At 54.8% G+C, this 18617-nt stretch carries 12 protein-coding genes; 9 read left to right on the top strand and 3 right to left on the bottom strand.

The genetic code is table 11. The annotated features are described in order from the left end of the window. Positions 1-62 precede the first annotated feature (62 nt). Together gstA and KUF54_RS11820 are read left to right on the top strand one after the other, a co-directional pair. A complete protein-coding gene (gene gstA / locus KUF54_RS11825) occupies positions 63-671 on the top strand; it encodes a glutathione transferase GstA (protein ID WP_219343017.1) in 609 nt (202 codons plus the stop codon). An 81-nt stretch (positions 672-752) separates the two neighbouring features. After that, positions 753-1871 carry an alkene reductase gene (locus KUF54_RS11820; protein WP_219343016.1) on the top strand — a complete coding sequence of 373 codons (1119 nt, stop codon included), beginning with the start codon at positions 753-755 and terminating at the stop codon, positions 1869-1871. Positions 1872-1988: 117 nt separating this feature from the next. Here KUF54_RS11820 and KUF54_RS11815 read toward each other — a convergent pair whose 3' ends face one another. Next, the gene (locus KUF54_RS11815) at positions 1989-3668 is read right to left on the bottom strand and encodes a methyl-accepting chemotaxis protein (RefSeq protein ID WP_219343015.1); all 1680 of its coding nucleotides are present in this window, start codon (positions 3666-3668) and stop codon (positions 1989-1991) included. Between the two features lie 267 nt (positions 3669-3935). Between KUF54_RS11815 and KUF54_RS11810 the strand changes: the two genes are divergently transcribed. From KUF54_RS11810 to KUF54_RS11800, 3 genes are all read left to right on the top strand, one after another. Beyond that, the gene (locus KUF54_RS11810; RefSeq protein WP_219343014.1) at positions 3936-4130 is read left to right on the top strand and encodes a heavy-metal-associated domain-containing protein; all 195 of its coding nucleotides are present in this window, start codon (positions 3936-3938) and stop codon (positions 4128-4130) included. A gap of 94 nt (positions 4131-4224) precedes the next feature. Further along, positions 4225-4725 carry a Cu(I)-responsive transcriptional regulator gene (gene cueR, locus KUF54_RS11805; RefSeq protein WP_219343013.1) on the top strand — a complete coding sequence of 167 codons (501 nt, stop codon included), beginning with the start codon at positions 4225-4227 and terminating at the stop codon, positions 4723-4725. Between the two features lie 195 nt (positions 4726-4920). Continuing rightward, positions 4921-6108 carry an acetyl-CoA C-acyltransferase family protein gene (locus tag KUF54_RS11800; protein WP_219343012.1) on the top strand — a complete coding sequence of 396 codons (1188 nt, stop codon included), beginning with the start codon at positions 4921-4923 and terminating at the stop codon, positions 6106-6108. A 191-nt stretch (positions 6109-6299) separates the two neighbouring features. Here the strand turns inward: KUF54_RS11800 and KUF54_RS11795 are convergent, their stop codons facing one another. Further along, the gene (locus tag KUF54_RS11795) at positions 6300-7334 is read right to left on the bottom strand and encodes a recombination-associated protein RdgC (RefSeq protein ID WP_219343011.1); all 1035 of its coding nucleotides are present in this window, start codon (positions 7332-7334) and stop codon (positions 6300-6302) included. 261 nt (positions 7335-7595) lie between these two features. Between KUF54_RS11795 and KUF54_RS11790 the strand changes: the two genes are divergently transcribed. Next, the gene (locus KUF54_RS11790) at positions 7596-8147 is read left to right on the top strand and encodes a Spy/CpxP family protein refolding chaperone (protein WP_219343010.1); all 552 of its coding nucleotides are present in this window, start codon (positions 7596-7598) and stop codon (positions 8145-8147) included. A gap of 1609 nt (positions 8148-9756) precedes the next feature. Here KUF54_RS11790 and dinG read toward each other — a convergent pair. Further along, entirely contained in the window at positions 9757-11931 is a 2175-nt protein-coding gene (gene dinG, locus KUF54_RS11785; RefSeq protein ID WP_219343009.1) for an ATP-dependent DNA helicase DinG, read from the bottom strand. Between the two features lie 1032 nt (positions 11932-12963). Here dinG and KUF54_RS11780 point away from each other — a divergent pair. The 3 genes from KUF54_RS11780 to KUF54_RS11770 are packed head-to-tail and all read left to right on the top strand — an operon-like array spanning position 12964 to position 18543. After that, complete coding sequence (locus KUF54_RS11780) at positions 12964-14127, top strand: efflux RND transporter periplasmic adaptor subunit (protein WP_219343008.1); 1164 nt, start codon at positions 12964-12966, stop codon at positions 14125-14127. 20 nt (positions 14128-14147) lie between these two features. Then, on the top strand, positions 14148-17261 hold the full coding sequence (locus KUF54_RS11775; protein ID WP_219343007.1) for an efflux RND transporter permease subunit: 3114 nt from the start codon (positions 14148-14150) through the stop codon (positions 17259-17261). Beyond that, a complete protein-coding gene (locus tag KUF54_RS11770; RefSeq protein WP_219343006.1) occupies positions 17239-18543 on the top strand; it encodes a TolC family protein in 1305 nt (434 codons plus the stop codon). The genes KUF54_RS11775 and KUF54_RS11770 overlap by 23 nt, the downstream gene beginning before the upstream one ends. Positions 18544-18617 lie beyond the last annotated feature (74 nt).

Raw genomic sequence — 18617 nt, 5'->3', positions numbered from 1 at the left:
GGCAAGACACAACCGGTTTAGCATGGCTGCTTGTCTTTTCATTGCATAGAGAGCCCCTCACCATGAAGCTTTACTACAGTCCCGCCGCCTGCTCAATGTCCCCGCACATCGTGCTGCATGAAACAGGCCTGCCGCATGAGACCGTTTTGGTCAGCACCAAGACCCACAAGCTGCAAGACGGCACGGACTACTACAGCATCAATCCTTTGGGCTATGTGCCCTTTCTGGTGCTAGATAACGGCGACACCTTGCACGAAGGCCCGGCCATCGTTCAATACCTCGCCGATCTGGCCCCTGAAAAGAACCTGGCGCCCGCCAATGGCACCATGGCCCGGTACCACTTGCAGGAGTGGCTGAACTTCATCAGTACTGAAGTACACAAGGGCTTCAGCCCCCTGTTCAACCCAGAAACATCCGAAGAGCACAAAGCAACCGTGCGCGCCAATGTGCTCAAGCGCCTTACTTGGGTCAATGAAGAGTTGTCCAACAAGTCATTCTTGATGGGCGATCAGTTCACCGTGGCCGATGCCTATCTGTTCACGGTGACGGGATGGGCGCAATTTGTGGGTCTGGATATTTCCAGCCTAGAGCATCTTGCTGCCTACCGCGAGAGCATTCTGGCTCGCCCTTCTGTGCAAGCGACCATGAAGGCCGAAGGCCTGATTAAGTAAGTTTTCAGCACCTATTCACCCAAAAAAAGCTCGTTGATCCATCGGGCTTTTTTATTGGGCTTTTTTCATCTGGAGCTATACATGTCCTCTTTGTTTGACCCCATTGAAGCCGGTAGTCTGCGCCTGCCCAATCGCGTTGCCATGGCGCCGCTGACGCGCAACCGGGCGCCACATGCGATACCTACGCCACTGATGCAAACCTATTACGCACAGCGTGCCTCAGCAGGCATGCTCATCAGCGAAGGCACAGCCATTAGTGCGCAGGCTCAGGGTTACTCCGACGTGCCTGGACTGTATGGCCAAGAGCAGTTGCAGGCTTGGAAAAAAGTGACCAATGCCGTGCACGCCAAAGGCGGGCGCATAGTCACCCAGCTGTGGCATGTGGGGCGTATCTCTCACACCTCGCTGCAGCCCGGCAATCAAGCTCCTGTGGCGCCGTCCGCCTTGACCGCACAGTCCAAGACTTATGTGATCGACCCCAAGACCGGAGAAGGCAAATTCCACCCTACTTCCGCACCGCGCGCACTGAAGTCTCAAGAGCTGCCCGGCATCGTTCACAGTTTTACCGTTGCTGCGGTTGAAGCCGTTAAATCGGCCGGTTTTGATGGCGTGGAACTGCATTCCGCCAACGGCTATCTGCTGGACCAGTTCCTCAGAACCAGCAGCAATCACCGCACTGATGATTACGGCGGCAGCATTGAAAACCGCTGCCGTCTGGTACTGGAATGCATGCGCTCTGTGGTCGATGCTATTGGCGGCGGCAAGGTCGGCATTCGCATCTCCCCTGTCACCCCTGCCAACGACATCACGGACGAAAACCCGCAAGCCTTGTTTGAGCATTTGGTGCGCCAACTCGCACCACTGGGTCTGTCTTACATCCATGTCATTGAAGGATCAACAGGCGGCCCACGCGAGCTGGCTGATCGCCCCTTTGACTATCACGCACTCAAGCAAACCTACCGCATCGCTGGCGGCAAGGGCGTATGGATGGTGAACAACGGCTATGACCGCCAGTCAGCAATGCAGGCTGTAGAAAGCGGCTACGCCGATGTAGTGGCCTTTGGCAAAGCCTATATCTCCAACCCCGATCTGGTGCACCGCCTGCAAGCCAACCTGCCACTCAGTGACTGGGACAGCCAGCGTTTTTACGGTGGCGGCGCTGAAGGCTATACCGACTACCCCAATGCACCTCAGTCCTAAGTCTCATTAAAAATGGCCGCTAGTCCTTTAATTCATTGGACTTATAGCTACTAAATTAAAAGTAAAAAGCCCGGTGCATCACTGCAACCGGGCTTTTTTTAGCGCTTGATTGATCGCTTATGCATTCTCAAACTGCTGGGTTCTTTGCGCAGACAAAGTCGGCTTTCTAACGGAAGCCATTGCAGGTGCAAGCCCCGGATAGCCAAAGCCCGCCGGCGTTGATTGCTGAGAACCACCCGCTAAGTGAAACTGGCTGACCAGCTCCGCCAGTCTGGCGGCCTGCTCGCGCAGCGATTGAGCAGCGGCTGCAGACTCTTCCACCAGCGCCGCATTTTGCTGGGTCATACGGTCGATATCGCCCACGGCTTGATTGACTTGGTTGATACCCAAAGACTGCTCGCTAGATGCCGCAGTGATCTCACCAATGATGTCGCCCACACGTTTGACGCTGTCCACCGTGTCTTGCATGGCCTTGCCTGCACTCTCAACTTGGCGAGCTCCCACATCCACCGTCTGCACGCTGGTGTTGATTAGTGTCTTGATCTCATTGGCCGCCTCCGCCGAGCGCTTGGCAAGGCTGCGCACCTCAGACGCCACCACGGCAAAACCACGGCCTTGCTCGCCCGCACGGGCTGCTTCAACCGCAGCATTCAAGGCCAGGATATTGGTCTGGAAGGCGATGGAATCAATCAACCCAATGATGTCGCTGATCTTGCGACTGGAGCCCGAAATTTCCTGCATGCTGTTCACAGCTTGGCCCACGATATGGCCACCTTGCACGGCATTTGATGATGCGGAAGTAGCCAGTTGATTGGCCATTTGTGACGACGATGCGGTCTGCTGCACCGTTGCCGTCAACTGGGCTAAAGAAGCCACTGTTTCTTGCAAATTACTCGCCGTTTGCTCTGTGCGTGCAGACAGGTCTTGGTTGCCCATGGCAATTTCTTGGCTGGCCGTCGCAATGTTGCTGCTAGCGTCGCGCACCTGCGCCACCGTACTGCTCAGCGATTGCTGCATTTCATCGAGCGCTTGCTGCAAGTCTTTCAACTCATCTTTGCCACTGACATGCGTCTTGCGCGAGAGATCACCACCAGCAATCGTCAACGCCATTTGGCGCGCGCTTTCCAGCGGCTGGCAGATGGACTGCATGTTCAGCAAGGTCAGCGGAATCACCACCACCAAAGCCAGCACCACGGCTGCCATAAACAGCCAGCGGGTTTGCGCAGCGACTCTACGCTCTGCCTCAGCCAAGGCATCCGACTGCTGACGCAGCAAACCGTCGAGTTTGAGCAGTAACTTATTGGCCTCTGCGGCTTCAGCCAAAGCCTTGGTGCTTGTGCGGTTCGCTGTCGTTGCCGAGTCATAGCCACCCGCCTCCAACTGGCGGGCCACTGGCTCGAACAGCTTGCGATAGTTGTCTATACGCTCAATGATTTCTTTGGCCAGCTGCGCATCTTCAGTGTTTTGATCGCTCACAAACTTGCCCAAGGTGAGCTTGGCTTGATCAATAAACACGTTCCACTCTTGATAAGCCTTTTGCACTTGATCAGGCTTCTCGTACTGAATAACCATGTCTTTTTCACTAAGGCGCATACCGCCCAGCTCTATGCGCAGCTGCGCCATATGACCCGATTTAGCGAAGGCATTGTCTCGAAAATCCTGGCTTATATCTTGTATGCGCGACATGCCTAAGATGCCGGCCCCGCCTAGCAACCCCAGCAGCACCATCACCACGCCAATAGCGCCCAACATACGTGTGCGGATCGTGAAGCCCCGCATGATTTCCAGCAAATTCATGAATCCCTCTTAATTTTTTAACGCTCAGCTTTTTACACCAGCAGTCGCTCAATTGTTTCAAATTGTCAAAACAATAAGCCTTCAACAAAAAGACGGCCTCATGGCTATCTTCAATATGACTCCTTCTTATCGGCATGCTTTGCGACTAATCAACCCTCTCTGTGCGCATGTTTTGCAAGTCTCTTGACCTTCTCATGATGTTAGGGTCGAGCATTGCGACATAAAGCTCACCCGCCGGGTGGCTTCACTCTCGAAAGGAACGAATCCATGCAACAAGTTTTTGAAGTTCAAGGCATGACCTGCGGCCACTGCGAACGTGCGGTCACCAACGCCATTCAGGGCGTCGATGCCCAGGCCCAAATCAAGATTGATCGCGCCGCCAATCGCGTCGAAGTCAACAGCAGCGCCAGCCGCGATGCACTGCAAGCGGCCATTGCCGAAGAAGGCTACGAAGTCGCCTAAGCCAACTCACCTACTGACGGAACGACTGCACCACAGCGCCAGCGCCTCATGCACATGATCACAAGGCCGCTGGCGCGTTTTTTGAGAGGAAGCCATGCCTAGCCACTCACCAGCAGCCCAAGCCGCTCAAAACGGGCCTGTCGCCATCGGCGAAGCCTCGCGCCGCGCTGGGGTGTCTGCACGCATGGTGCGGCACTACGAATCGCTCGGTTTACTCGCTCCTGTGCACCGCACCGATAGCGGCTATCGCCAGTACTCCGAGGCCGATGTGCACGCGCTGCGCTTCATCCGCCGCGGGCGAGATTTAGGCTTTTCGATGGATGAGATCGCCACCCTCCTGGGCCTGTGGCAAAACCAGAGCCGCGCCAGCAGTCAGGTCAAAACAATTGCGCAAAAACACATTGCTGCACTGGCCGAGCGTATTGCCGCCATGCAGTCCATGCAACGCACGCTGCATACACTGGTGCATTGCTGCCATGGAGATGACAGGCCTGATTGCCCCATCCTCGACGATTTGGCCAGTGCGCAGGCGGATCTGCCTGCTGCGCCTCACGCACCCATCTCACCAACGCACAAGCGCCGAAGCAAAGCATGAGGGAAAGAGAAACAATGCGAAAAAATTCTCTTGTCAAAACCGTTTCCTTTTTTGACTGAGAACGTCAACTATGGGACTGCTGCGCTGCAGCATTTGCTGCAAAATGGGCAGTAGAGTGATGAACTTAGCAAGCATTCACTCAAAAATGATTCACGCATAAATAGCCTTTGCTCTCGCAATGGCGGAGACAAAAACATGAACACACGAGACACCTTTATCGTCAGCGCAGCACGCACAGCCATTGGCACTTTTGGCGGCGGCCTCAAAGACGTTTCTAACGCACAACTAGCCACCACCGTAGTGAAAGCCGCCATTGAGCGCGCTGGCATTGATGCCAGCACCGTGGGCCATGTTGTGATGGGCAACGTCATCCCTACGGACACCAAAGACGCCTACCTCTCGCGCGTCGCCGCGGTGGATGCAGGCTGCTCCATTGAAACCCCGGCCTACAACGTCAACCGCCTTTGCGGCTCAGGTCTGCAAGCCATCGTCTCGGCTGCGCAATCCATTGCTTTAGGTGACTGTGAAGTGGCCATTGGCGCTGGCTCCGAATCCATGAGCCGCGGCCCCTATTTCGACATGTCTGCACGCTGGGGCGCACGCATGGGCGACGCCAAGAGCATCGACTACATGCTGGGCATCTTGCATGACCCATGGCAAAAAATGCACATGGGCATCACCGCTGAAAACGTGGCCGAGCGCTACAACATCAGCCGCAGCATGCAAGACGAACTGGCCGTCCTCAGCCAGCAACGCGCTGCAGCAGCCATTGAAGCCGGTCGCTTCAAGGAACAAATCGTTCCCATCGAAATCGCCACCCGCAAGGGCGTGGTGCTGTTTGATACCGACGAGCATGTGCGAGCAGCCACCACCCTGGAAACGCTGGCTGGCATGAAGCCCGCGTTCAAGAAGGAAGGCGGCACAGTCACCGCAGGCAACGCCTCCGGCATCAACGACGGCGCAGCCGCCGTGCTGATGATGAGTGAGCAAGCTCTCAAGTCTTCGGGTGCCAAACCTCTGGCCCGTTTAGTGGGTTACGCCCACGCAGGCGTGGAGCCTGCATACATGGGCATTGGCCCTGTGCCAGCCACGCAAAAGGTGCTGGCCCGCACCGGCCTGAAGATTCAAGACATGGACGTAATCGAAGCCAATGAAGCCTTCGCCGCCCAGGCCTGCGCCGTGATTCAAGAGCTGGGCATGGACCCTGCCAAGGTCAACCCCAACGGCTCCGGTATCTCGCTGGGTCACCCCGTCGGTGCAACAGGTGCCATCATCACCACCAAGGCAATTTACGAACTGCACCGCACTGGTGGCCGCTACGCACTGGTGACCATGTGCATTGGCGGTGGCCAAGGCATCGCAGCGATTTTTGAGCGCGTGTAAACCACTGCTTCAACAACTTTAGAACGCCCCACAAAAAAGGCCTGCCAGAGTGATCTGGCAGGCCTTTTTAAAATGCATTTTTTGATAGCTGCTTGTCTTGGTTATTTCATCGTTTCAGAATAAAAACATTCACAAAACATTGTTTAGCTAAGACATGCAGCTATCGCTTCAATAGCATTAGTTCAAAAGCATTAAAACGGTGCTTCTTCAGGTGCCGTATCCGCAGGTGCTGCAGCTGGGCCAGTCACCGTGCCTTGGCTACGGCCTTGGGCCAGTCGCACGGGCAATGTTTCAGCAGGCTTAGTGCTCAAAGAAGCAGGTAAACCTTCTCCCAAACCGGTGCGGCCTTCACCGCCCAGGGCCTCGATCAGATCAGGAATCAGGCGCGACAATTCGCCCGTGGCAATCGTCACATCGGTATCAAAACCGCCATCGTCTTGGGACTGGCCATCCATCACCGCATCCAGCAGTGCAATCTTCTTGATCTGCAGGCCTTCGGTCAGCACAAAGCTCACGCGGTCATCCCAGGTCATAGCCAGCTTGGTGGGCATCTTGCCGTGCTCAATATGCTGACGCACCTCGTCAATATCCAGCGGGTGGCGTGCATAGCGCACAACCGCCTTAGATTCGTCAGCGGCCTTTAGCTCACATTCGCGGTCAATGTTGAAGCCTGCGGGAGGCTCCTGCGTCATCAGCCAGTGGGCCATGGCAGCTTGCGGGCTGGTTTGTGTATCCACCAGCGCCAGCGCAAAGCCGGGCAGGCCTTCTACCAACAGCGTCACTATCTCATCGGCACGGCCTTGCGCACTGGTGTCGAGCACCAGCGTGCGCGCCTGCGAGTCAATCCAGACCCACATCGCACCTTGCTTGGTAAAGGCCATAGGCAGCAGGTCCAGCTTGGCCTCGTCCTTCAGGTCTTTTTTCTCTTTCTTGCCGGGCTTGCGGCCTTCGGTCTTTTCAATGTGCTCAGCCTTTTCATTGACCTTGCGGTTGAGCACGCTGGCCGGCAACATTTTCGATTCGCTCATAAAGCGCATCACCCACTGCCCCGCAACGCTTTCAGCCAATGGCCCATGCTGCTCGCCACGCGGCGGCACCCAGCCCACTGAGCGCTCTTGCGTCGCACCGCACTCGGCAAACACCGTCTTTTGCAGTGCATCTTCCAACACCTGCAAGTCGCCCTGCCAGCTTTCGGCAATGCGATAAACAATCATGTTCTTGAACATCAAAAACCTTTGCTAAATCTTCAATCGTCGTGAGCTCCAGCAGCGAAGCTTCACGGAAAAAATCAACTGCCAATGCAGCCCATATCTCTATTGTTGCGCAGTCAGAGCAGCGTAATCTTCTCAATACTTTACAGAGCAGCGGCAAAACCTCACGGGACAGAAACATGAGGGTCCCATACTTCATTCATCCGCTGCCGAATGTCTTGCAAGACGCAGACCTAGCGGCCGACTTCTTCCACTTCTACTGAAAAGGAATATGACATGACCCGCTTTCGCCAAACCATCACCGGCGCCGCTGTTGCCACCGCCCTGCTCGCTTCTTTGAGCCTGCCCAGCTTCGCACAAACGACAGCGCCAGCAGAGCAGCCCACTGCCGCCCAAAAAGCGCCTGAACACCGCAAACATCACCACGGCGAAAAGCGCGGTGGTGATCGCATGGAGCATATGCAAAAACGCATGGCCAAGCTCAAGGCTGACCTCAAACTCACCAGCGCTCAAGAATCGGCGTGGACCACCTACACCAACGCCATCAAGCCTGCTGAACGCCCTGCCCGTGGAGACCGCGAAGCTTTTGCCAAGCTAAGCACTCCAGAGCGCATCGACAAAATGCGTGAAATGCGCGCCAAACGTAATGCACAAATGGATAGCCGTGCAGATGCCACCAAGGCTTTCTATGCCCAGCTCAACGCTGAGCAGCAAAAGACTTTTGACTCTGCCTCGCTACGCATGCACAAACGCCATGGTGATCACCGTGGCCATCATGGCGGCAAGCCTGGCCAAGAGCGCCCTGCTCCAGCACCAACGGCTAAGTAAGCGCGCCTAGGCTCACTTTATCAAAGCCCCCTGTCGTCACTGACAGGGGGCTTTTCTTTGCCTGATTCATCCCCGATTGAGCAGAGCAATAGCAAGTTCTTCAAAGAGCCGTTCACCGCAACTCATCAAAGCAGATCTAAACGCAAACAACGCCACTAAGTCAGCAATAAAGCCAAGCCACCTTCGGGTGGCTTTTTCATATTTGGCATTGAGCAAACATGGCTGTGCATAAACATGGTGATAAAAGAAGCGTATTTTTGATGTTTTCCACAGGATTCTCAACTTTGAAAAAGTTACTCCCAAATCAAAGACACCAAGACTTCATCCTCAACCACAGACTTTCACAAAATCTAAGTCATTGATTTAATTGAAAAAGTAACACTTACCCACAGTTAAGTGGACTGCTTACTATTACTACTAAGTAAAAATATAAGATTAGCAATAACAACTAAAGACAAAGTTTGCACAGGATACCTTCATGACTTGAACAAAAAAAGGGAGGTTTAGATTCTTGAGAAAGCTTTACGGGTACATCACAGGCATAGAACTAGATGTGCTCAACCAAGACTCTTTCGGTTATCCACTATAAAAACCATAGCAATAAGTCCTTATAAATAATGGATATGAGACATTTTTATGGTTTATTTACTATTTATCAATTTCTGTGAATAACTACATATCAACTTGAGTGTTATCCACAGAAATTCTTAAAACATGGAAGTTGTTCATGAATAGAGGACAGCAGCAACCGTAGTCTGTCTCCATGTTTATCAATACCAAAGAAGATTGATTTTTATCAGTTTTTGATAGTTATCCACAGAACAATAGGTTCTTTACTACTACAACTATTTATTTATAAGCTCTATAAAAAACAACTGAAGGTGAAATCAAAAAATGGAAAGCTTTCAAAGTTTTAACTAGCGTCGAACAGGTGCTTCAAAGACGATTGACAGAGGAGAAGTGAAAGAAAAAAGGATTTAGAAGAATTGACGCGCCTGATCTCAAAAAATTGACGTAAGATGCGCAACCTCTGCAATCCAGTTGGGGATAAGCTCTAATCTCCATACCTTCAGATGCATAGTTATCCACAGAATGTTATAAACAACTGGGGGTAACCGGCCCTCTGAGTCAAAATCTGCATTGAAAATAAACATAAAAGTCCGTTCAAAAAAATTCAATGACTCTGTAAGTCGTTGTTTATGCTGAATTTTCTGAATAGATTCTTCAAAAATATTCGATTAACCCTTGCTTTCTAAAATCAGCAAGTGGTTTTGAACTGGCAGATTTGCCTATCGATAAATCGTTCGCCCAGTGGAAAGCAAACAGCAAGAGTTGCGCGGCGCTAAGGTGAGCACGCTTTCGATAACAGTCCTCAGTTGTGCGGACTGGGGCGGGACTGAGCTTGAGCTGAGCAAAGCTAGGCGGCTGTTGCAGCTGAACGTGATCGTCAAGTGTTAGAAAAATTACAAAAGCCTTTAAGCACAAAAAGGCTTGTGTCATCTGATCGCTAGCTAGCCATGAAGTCGACTTGCGCAGCCTTTTGAAAGGCTAAAAATCCAGCAAAAAAACAGAGCGAAGAAGCCTGCAAAAGCTTCTTCGTCAGGTCTTCTTAAACGACTAAAACAGGCCTGCGCTGCAGCGTGAATGGCGGCAGGCTTTTGATGAGCAACTGCCCATAGCTGGTGCCCGTCAGGCGGCGGTCATAGCAGTACACATGGGCTTGGTCTTCTTCGGTTCGAATGGCACGACCTACCCACTGAGCTAGGCGAATCGCCGTAGCAGGCACAACCAGCTCGTTAAAGGGGTTACGGCCACTGCTGCGCAGCCATTCGGCTCTGGCTTCGCCGACAGGGTCATCAGGCGGGGCAAAAGGCAGCTTGGTGATAAACAGCGACTCGCACAACGCACCGGGCAGATCCAAGCCTTCACCAAACGACTGCATGCCAAAGATGATGGATGGCTCGCCCATCTCCACGGCTTCGCGGTGACGTGCCAGCAAGGTCTGGCGGGGCAGGGCGGTTTGCACTAGCACCTGATTGCGCATGCTGGTGGAAAGCGCATCCACCGCCTGCCTCATTTGCTCGCGGGATGTGAACAAGACCAGCGCACCGGCCTGTATGCGGCTCAGATCGTTGAGTAGGGCCTCGACCATCTCCTCGGTAAATCGCGCCGCTTCACGCGGGTCTGCGGCCGTTTCCCGGGCCACTAACGTGCCTTGGCGGGCATAGTCAAAGGGGCTGGGTACTTCCAGGGTGGTGACAGATGGGTCGTTGACCAATCCGGCTTCACGCAAAAAGAAGTCGAAATGTCCGCAGCTGGCCAACGTTGCAGAGGTCAGCACCGCGCCCCTGACCTGCGACCACAGATGCTGGCGCAGCGTGGAACCCGGCTGAATAGGGCTGGCATGGGCTTTAACGGCGATGAATTCACCGTCCATCTCCAGCGTGAACCACTTGGCATTGGGAACTGCCTTGCTTTCGGCATCTGGCTCGCTGTGCTGCAGCAGCAATTGCGTGGTGTTGGAGATGGCTTCCAGCCGCGGAGCCAGTGCCCCGACCTGCGCATAAATGGTGGACAGGCGCTGTGCTTCTTCGGGCTTGTCCTTGATTTCTGCACGCAGGGCTTTGGAAACAGCACGCAGCGCATCCAGAAAGCCATCAGCATGGTGAGCAATAAGCCCCAGAGGCTCTAAAAGCGCCTCAGGCAGCATTCCACGAGCTGCCCGCACCCTGGCAGGCCCATAGCTGTCTTTTTGCGATTTAAGGGCCTCTCCGTAGTGCTCCATGACCAGTCTGGCCAGCTCCTGCATCTGCAGGCGTAGTTGACCTGCGTGCTTGGGCACATCGGCCAGCTCTTCCACTTCCGCGACCTGGTTCACACGCAGCGCACGGCTGGCCAGCTTGTCGATCCAGGTCAGGCGGCTCAGGTCCATCTCACCAGCAAATTGATCGAGCGCGGTGGCGGGCAGGTGGTGCGCTTCATCAAGGATCAGCAGGCAGTTATCCAGATCCGGCAGCAGCTTGGAGCCTAGTGACGAAAGCAGCAAATCATGATTGGCGACAATGACTTGCGCAGCGACTAGATCCTTGCGGCGCTCGTAATAAACGCAGTTGCTGAAAGCAGGGCAGTGCTTGCCCGTACAAGACGATGACTCTGCAGCCACCGGGCTCCACGCCTCAGCTTCTGGTGGCGTCTCTAGCGAATCGCGGTCGCCACTCCATGCCTCAGTTGTCAGTGCATCCGCCATGGATTTGTAGAACTGCATGCGCGCCTGCAGCTCGTGCTGGGGGCGATTGATCTTGGTCTGGGCCTTTTCATCGGCAAACAGATCGTCCATTTCCTCATCCTGCGCTTCGCCCGTGCTCGCAAGCCGCTCCAGCTTGAGTTTGCAGACAAAGCGACCGCGACCCTTGGCCAACGCGAATTTAAAGGGCTGATCGAGCTTTGTTGCCAGCGCCGGCAAATCCTTGTTCACAAGTTGCTCTTGCAGCGCCACCGTTGCGGTGGATATCAGCACACGCGTGCCACGCGACAGCGCCATGCGGATGGCCGGGATGCTGTAGGCCAGCGACTTTCCCACGCCCGTTCCGGCCTGAATGACGGCAATGGCTTTGCGGGGATCTGGGTCGCCCTCATCGACTTTTCCGAGCTGGGCTTCGCTTAGCGTTTTTGCGATTTGAGCCGCCATTTTTCGCTGTCCTTCACGGCTGCGAAATCCTGGCATGGCTCCAACGACGGCATCAAAGGAATTCAGGGCCTCTTCAGCCCACTTTTTTTCGTGCATTTCAGCGCTTTTCAAGACGCAAAGGCGCTGTGCTTTAGCGTTTTATAAGTATTCGTACAGAGATATGTATTAAATAAGATTGATTTTCTTATGCAATACAGCATACAAATCGATGATTTATGTATGTGCTACAGATGTATCTCAGAGGTGTATGAGATACATCTTTTCCACCACTTACGGAGGACTTGTTCATTGTAATTGTGGATTGTCTGAAGTGTAGTTTTCAAGAAACTTATCCACAGAATTTGCATTGACTCAGTCTGTTTATATCTTGGAGATAACCATGTATGAATTGCTGTTGATAAAGTTGTTAAATTTTTATGAATAAATAAGTTTTTCTAGAATTTGAAAATTCTCTTAAAGAGTGAGAAATAGCTAGTTTTCAAGTGTTGTGGGTAAGGTTGTTCAGGATCATTTTGTCTCTACAGACAACAAGAGCATGTAATTTATCCACAGCTATAAAGACCATTTTTTTACGCGCTTTATCACGGCAATTTTTCCTACCTTCGCAACTCAAAACGTGGTTTGTATGCCAGAAATGCCTTTTTTGTTGATTTCTTGAAAAACTAAGGCACAGGCCTTGAATTTATCCACCGAATGGATAAGTCGGTAGCTCTTCTTTTGATAGTAGATATCCAATTCAATACAAGCACTTAATAGCAATTTGATAGAAAACGTGGTTGACCCCGCTATCTACCTGATTTAGATACTTTTAGTACTCATGTATGAAAAATCACATGAGGAAATGGTCTGAATGCCTGTTTTTTAGGCGATTTAGGTGTCTTTGATTTGCTTTGTTAAAAAAACGGCAAATCAGCGTGGCTTGGTGCTCAGGGCAGGCTGAGTTTTAGTCAGAGTGATGTGGTTTGGGTGATCACTCGGCCCGGGCTGCCGTTACAGCTCACCGCCTTACCAAACCGTAATGCGTGCGTCATCCAAGATGCGGGTGGCTGTTCCTAGCATGGCGCTATCACTGGAAGCGAAGCTGTGCCGTAGCTCTTCACTTCCCGGCCATGGAAAAAAGGGTGAACGATGAACAAGAGCCTTGTGGGATTGCCGGCAGCGGCGCATTTACGAACCAAGACATTGGCAAAAATGTCAGTAGCGGCTGTGGCCGTTGCGGTGGCTGGCTTGCTCAGCGGGTGCGATGCCTCGAAAGCGAGAGAGGGCGCGCAAAACACTGCGGCGCCCCTGCCCAAAGGCTTTCTGCAGGTCAAGCCTGAGTCCGTGAAGATGCTGGATATTGCGGCGGTGACAGATCCTCAAGGCTTGCAAATGGCCTGGGCCCCTGCGCATGTGGCGTTTGTGGAAGATCGTGTGGCATCCGCCTCCGTGCCCATCTCGGCTCGCGTGGTCACCGTTAACGCGCATGTGGGCGATATGGTCAAGGCCGGCGACTTGCTGGCCACGCTGGTCAGCCCCGATGCACTGCGTACTCGTTACGATGTGGCGGCGGCCAAGACAGCCCATGATGTGGCGGCGGTTGAAGCCCAGCGTCAGCAAAACATGGTGAACAAGGGTGTGGGCGTAGATGTGGATCTGCGCGCTGCTCAGGCCAAGCTGCGTGAAACATCGCAAGAGCTAGGCCGCGCCCAAGGCACGGCTGCGCTGCTGGGCTCTGGCGGCGGTGATCGCATTGAGCTGCGTGCCCCGCGTGCAGGCATCGTGGCCGAGCGCAAGGCCGTGGTGGGTAATGCCGCTGATCCGGGGGCTGCACTGTTCATGATTGGTGACCCGCAGGCCATGAACGTGGTGGCCGAGGTGTTTGAGTCTGACTTGCCCGGCATTCGTCTGGGGAGTGCTGTTCAAGTGGAGGTGCCGCAACTGGCCAAACCTCTCAAGGGGACGGTGCGGCATCTTGGTGCAACGCTGGATAAAGAATCGCGCCGCGCCGCTGTCGTGGTGGAGTTGAGCGAGCAAAACCCAGTGCTGCGCCCCGGAATGCAGGCCAAGGTGGGCGTGCAGCTTTCCAACCTGCAAGAGATGCTGATCCCCGTGAGCGCCGTGCTCATCAAGGACGAAAGTCTTAGTGTGGTCTATGTGCAGCACGAGAACAACCAGTTCGAGGCGCGTAAGGTGACTTTGGGGCGTCCATCGCGCGGCATGGTTCCCGTGATTACAGGCCTCAAAGTGGGTGAAAAAATTGTGGTGCGTGGTGGTCTGCTGCTTGACGGCGCAGCCAGCCAGCTTCTGTAGTCTTGTCAGGAGCCTGAACCATGCTGCGTTCGTTTATTTCCTTTGTCGTTCACAGGCGACTGGTGGCGCTGAGCGTCACTCTCCTCATTGCCATTTATGGCGTGTACGCATATCTGCAAACAGCCATCGAGGCCTACCCCGATGTGACCAATGTGCAGGTGGGTGTGATTACCCAGGCGCCGGGTCTTGCGCCTGAAGAAGTGGAGCGCCAGATCACCCAGCCGCTTGAGCGAGAACTCAATGGCACGCCGGGGCTGACGGCATTGCGATCGGAGAGCTATTTCGGCCTCTCCATGATCAACCTGGTGTTTGATGACAACGCCAATAGCTTTAACTCGCGGGCCGAGGTTTCTCAGCGCTTGCCACAGGCCAATTTACCCAATGGCGTAACGCCAGAAATGGCGCCTGACTACACGCCGTTGGGCAAGGTTTTTTACTACCGCTTGCAAAGCGATAAACACACGCTGGCGCAGCTTCGCACCGAGCAAGAATGGCATGTGGTGCGCGTGCTCAAGCAAGTGCAGGGTGTGGCCGATGTGGTGAGTATTGGCGGCTTCGTCAAAGAATTTCACGTGGAAGTGGACCCTGAAAAACTCTACGGTCTGGGCCTGTCTTTAGATGACGTGAGCGATGCGCTATCCAAGTCCAACCGCAACGTGGGCGGTGGCCTGATGCGCCGTGGCGAGCAGTCCTTCATCATTCGCGGCATTGGTTTGCTGCGCACTCCGCAAGAGATTCAGGATGTGGTGGTGGCCATGCGTGGCAAGGCCCCTGTGACGATTGGTGATGTTGCGCGCGTGGCGCAGTCGCACACGCCGCGCCAAGGCTCAGTGGGCATGGATGATCAGAACGACGTAGTGCAGGGCATTGTGCTGCTCAAGCGCGGTGCCAACCCATCCATCGTGCTGGATGATATTCACGCTAAGGTGGAAGAGCTCAACAGCGGTGGCCTGCCTGAGGGCATGAAGATGGTCACCAACTATGACCGCTCCGATCTGGTGGGCCATACCCTCAAAACCGTGCAGCACAACCTGCTGTTTGGTGCCACGCTGATCATTGCTGTGTTGTGGCTTTTCTTGCGCAGCCTGCGTGGCTCGTTGATCGTGGCCACGGTGATTCCTTTGTCGCTGCTGGTGGCCTTTATCGGCCTGCATGCGCTGGGCATGCCGGCCAATCTGATCTCCATGGGCGCCATCGACTTCGGCATCATGGTGGACGGTGCGGTGGTGCTGGCAGAAAACATTCTTCGCAATGCACGGATGCGAAAGCCGCAGACGGCGAATGACATGCGCCACATCATTGTGGATTCGGCCGTTGCCGTGGCCAAGCCCACGCTGTTTGCTATGGCGATCGTGATTGCTGCGCTGATCCCTGTTTTCTCGCTGCAAAGCATTGAAGGCCGCATCTTCCGTCCACTGGCCATGACGTACAGCTTTGCGTTGCTGGGTGCGTTGGTGTTTGCCATGGGGCTGGTGCCAGCGCTGTGCGCGCTGCTGCTCAAGCCCAAGCATGTGATGGTGGAAGAGCCCAAGATTTTTGACCGTGCGCACCACGGCTATCAGCACTGGATTGGCCGCATTCTGAGCGCCGCCAAAAGCCGCACCGTAGTGATTGCCGTGTTTGTGAGCGTGCTGGTGGTTGCAGGTGTTTCTGCCAAATGGCTGGGTACTGAATTCTTGCCTGAGTTGGATGAAGGTGATGCTTATGTGCTGGTGCAGATGCCTGCTTCCATCTCGCTGGAAAAAGGCCAGGAAGTGCTGCGCGATGTGCGTCTGCGCCTCAAGGTCTTCCCTGAAGTGCTGACGGTGACCACAGAGCAGGGCCGGCCTGAATCAGGCACCGATAACGAGACACTCAATCTGGCCAAGGTGCTGGTGCGCCTCAAGCCCCATGGCGAATGGCGCAAGGGCTTGAACAAACCCGCGCTAATCGAAGAAATGCGTGCAACTCTGGGTGAAATTCCGGGTGTAGCCTTTAACTTTGCGCAGCCGATTCGTGACAGCGTGGAAGAGTCCACATCCGGTGCCCGTGGTCAGGTCGTTCTCAAGCTGTTTGGCCCTGATATTCCGACGCTGCGCGGCATTCTTCAGCAGACCAAGGCTCTGGTGAAGGGCATTGATGGCGTGGTTGATCTGGACCTGTACCGCGATGCCCCCGCACCGCAGGTGCATGTGGAGTTTGATCGCCAGGCTTTGGCACGCCAAGGCATTGCGATGGAAGACGCCCAAAAGACGCTGGAAGTGGCTTTGGCCGGTAACGTTGCAACCACCCTGTGGGAAGGCGAATACCCAGTGCCTGTGCGCGTGCGTCTGCCTTATGTAGATCGCATGGATGAAGAGCGCATTCGCAACATCGCCATACCGCTGCCCGATGGTGGATCTGTGCCTCTGGGATCGGTTGGAACGGTCAGCATGAAGATCGGTAACTCCTCCATTTTCCGCGAAGGCAATGCGCGTTACATGGCGCTCAAATTCAACGTGGAAGGCCACGATATTGGCTCGGTGGTGAAAGACACGCTGGCCACCTTCAAGCAAAACGTGAAGCTGCCTGAAGGCTATATCGCCCAGTGGGGCGGCGAATGGGAAAACCAGCAGCGCGCTGCTGCACGCCTGAAGGTGGTGATTCCGTTGTCACTGATCGTGGTCTACGCACTGCTGTTTGGTGCGCTGGGCCAAGCCCGCAGTGCCAGCATTATTTTGCTGTGCGCTCCGTTTGTCATGGTCGGCGGTATTGCGGCCCTGCATTTGGGCCATATCGAGCTGTCCATCAGCGCGGCCATTGGCTTTATTGCGCTGCTGGGGCAGGTGGCTCTGGCGGGCTTGCTGGTGGTCTCGGCGGTTGAGGATTTACGCCGTCAGGGCATGCCTTTGATGCAGGCTCTGATTGAAGGCACGGCAGAGCGCATGCGTTCCATTATTTTGGTGGCTTTGCTGGCGCTGCTGGGCTTGCTGCCCATGGCGCTTTCCACTGGCGTGGGTAGCGAAACCCAGCGCCCCTTTGCCTCGGTCATCGTTGGCGGCATGGTTGTGCTGCCACTGGTGGCACTGGTGTTGCTGCCCGTGTTGTATGCCTTGCTGGGCCCCAAGAACATGATGACGCAGGAGGAACGTGATGAAGGCGCTCAAAATGACTAAGTGGCACTCTCTGGCAATGGCCGCAGCCCTGTGCTGCGCCACTCTTAGCGGCACCAGCCATGCCGCTGATGCGGCTGTAACGCGGACCCTGAATACGGGCGCAGAGAGCATCGCCGGGCAGGTGGCGGCCCCTGTGCAGCCGGTCACCTTGCAGGAGTATTTGCGCATCGTGGTACAGAACCAGCCCACGCTTGCAGCAGATCGCATGCAGCTGGATCTGGCCAAGGCCGACAGCAAAACGGCGGCCACTTTCTCTAATCCTGTTGCCCATTACTCCAGCAAGCGCGGCGAAAAGGAATGGGGTGTGGAGCAAGCCATCCCCATCTTCGGCCAGCGCGGTATGCGCATTGAAAATGCGCGACTCGGTGAGCGGGCCGCTGCTGCGAATTCTGACCTTGCCGTTGCCACGACTCTGAGCGACGCAGCGCACGCGTTTAACGAGCTTCTGGTGGCCCAGCAGCGCTATAAAGTCTGGCTAGCAGCCCGTGATGAGCTGGATAAGGCTGGCTTCATCGTCAAAGGCCAGATTGAGGCCGGTACACGCAGCCGCTATGACGGTGCGCGGCTGAACCTGCAGCAAGCCCAGATGAGTATGCAAGTGAGCAAGGCGCAGGCCGCTTTGCGTGATGCGGCAGCGCGTGTGACCAGTATTGCCGCCTTACCGCAATGGAATGCACGCGCTGAAGGCAGTTTGCAAGCCACAGACCTGCGCAAAGCCCCGGCTTTTGAACAGCTGTGGAGCACAGCCCAAACAAACTTACCCAGCTTGCGCGCCAGTCAGGCCGAGCTGGACCGTGCGCGCCAGAAAATCAAGCTAGAGCAGCGCGAGGCATTGCCCACGACATCGTTTGGTTTATCACGCATTCGCAACGGTGTGGATGGCAGCTTTAACCAAGTGGGCGTGAGCGTTGAAATACCGATTTTCGATAGGCACCAAGGCCCTATCGAGCGAGCCAAGGTAGAAGCCGATCAGGCCGAGCTGCGCCGTGATGCTGCGGTACTGGCTGCGCAGTCAGAACTACAACGTGCATTGCAGCAGTTGTCATTGCGCCGCACAGCAGTGCGTGACTATGAAAAAGAAGGTCTGGCCCAAATCGCACCGCTGCATCAAATGGCGCAAGACGCCTACAAACTGGGCAAGGGCACGATTTTGGAGTTGATCGACGCGCTGGGCTCAATCAATGAGCACCGGCTTGAGCACCTTGATCTGGTCAAGGACATGCTGGACGCAGAGTGGGAAGTGCGTCTGGCCAGTGGTGACCTGCCCCAGGTTCAGCCCTGAGAGCGAGCAGGAGATGGCGCCAATCCCTGCCCCGCCTCCTGCGGCTGCTGCGTTGCCTGATGTGTTCTCAGCGG

It is taken from the genome of Comamonas sp. Y33R10-2 (genome assembly GCF_019355935.1).
In the GTDB taxonomy this organism is placed as follows: Bacteria; Pseudomonadota; Gammaproteobacteria; order Burkholderiales; family Burkholderiaceae_C; genus Comamonas.
This window is presented reverse-complemented; position numbering and strand designations above follow the sequence as displayed.

Bases quoted from the DNA above. Each gene is read 5' to 3' on its own strand.
- gstA (WP_219343017.1), top strand. From the start codon at position 63: ATGAAGCTTTACTACAGTCCCGCCGCCTGCTCAATGTCCCCGCACATC.
- KUF54_RS11820 (WP_219343016.1), top strand. From the start codon at position 753: ATGTCCTCTTTGTTTGACCCCATTGAAGCCGGTAGTCTGCGCCTGCCC.
- KUF54_RS11815 (WP_219343015.1), bottom strand. From the start codon at position 3,668: ATGAATTTGCTGGAAATCATGCGGGGCTTCACGATCCGCACACGTATG.
- KUF54_RS11810 (WP_219343014.1), top strand. From the start codon at position 3,936: ATGCAACAAGTTTTTGAAGTTCAAGGCATGACCTGCGGCCACTGCGAA.
- cueR (WP_219343013.1), top strand. From the start codon at position 4,225: ATGCCTAGCCACTCACCAGCAGCCCAAGCCGCTCAAAACGGGCCTGTC.
- KUF54_RS11800 (WP_219343012.1), top strand. From the start codon at position 4,921: ATGAACACACGAGACACCTTTATCGTCAGCGCAGCACGCACAGCCATT.
- KUF54_RS11795 (WP_219343011.1), bottom strand. From the start codon at position 7,334: ATGTTCAAGAACATGATTGTTTATCGCATTGCCGAAAGCTGGCAGGGC.
- KUF54_RS11790 (WP_219343010.1), top strand. From the start codon at position 7,596: ATGACCCGCTTTCGCCAAACCATCACCGGCGCCGCTGTTGCCACCGCC.
- dinG (WP_219343009.1), bottom strand. From the start codon at position 11,931: ATGCACGAAAAAAAGTGGGCTGAAGAGGCCCTGAATTCCTTTGATGCC.
- KUF54_RS11780 (WP_219343008.1), top strand. From the start codon at position 12,964: ATGAACAAGAGCCTTGTGGGATTGCCGGCAGCGGCGCATTTACGAACC.
- KUF54_RS11775 (WP_219343007.1), top strand. From the start codon at position 14,148: ATGCTGCGTTCGTTTATTTCCTTTGTCGTTCACAGGCGACTGGTGGCG.
- KUF54_RS11770 (WP_219343006.1), top strand. From the start codon at position 17,239: ATGAAGGCGCTCAAAATGACTAAGTGGCACTCTCTGGCAATGGCCGCA.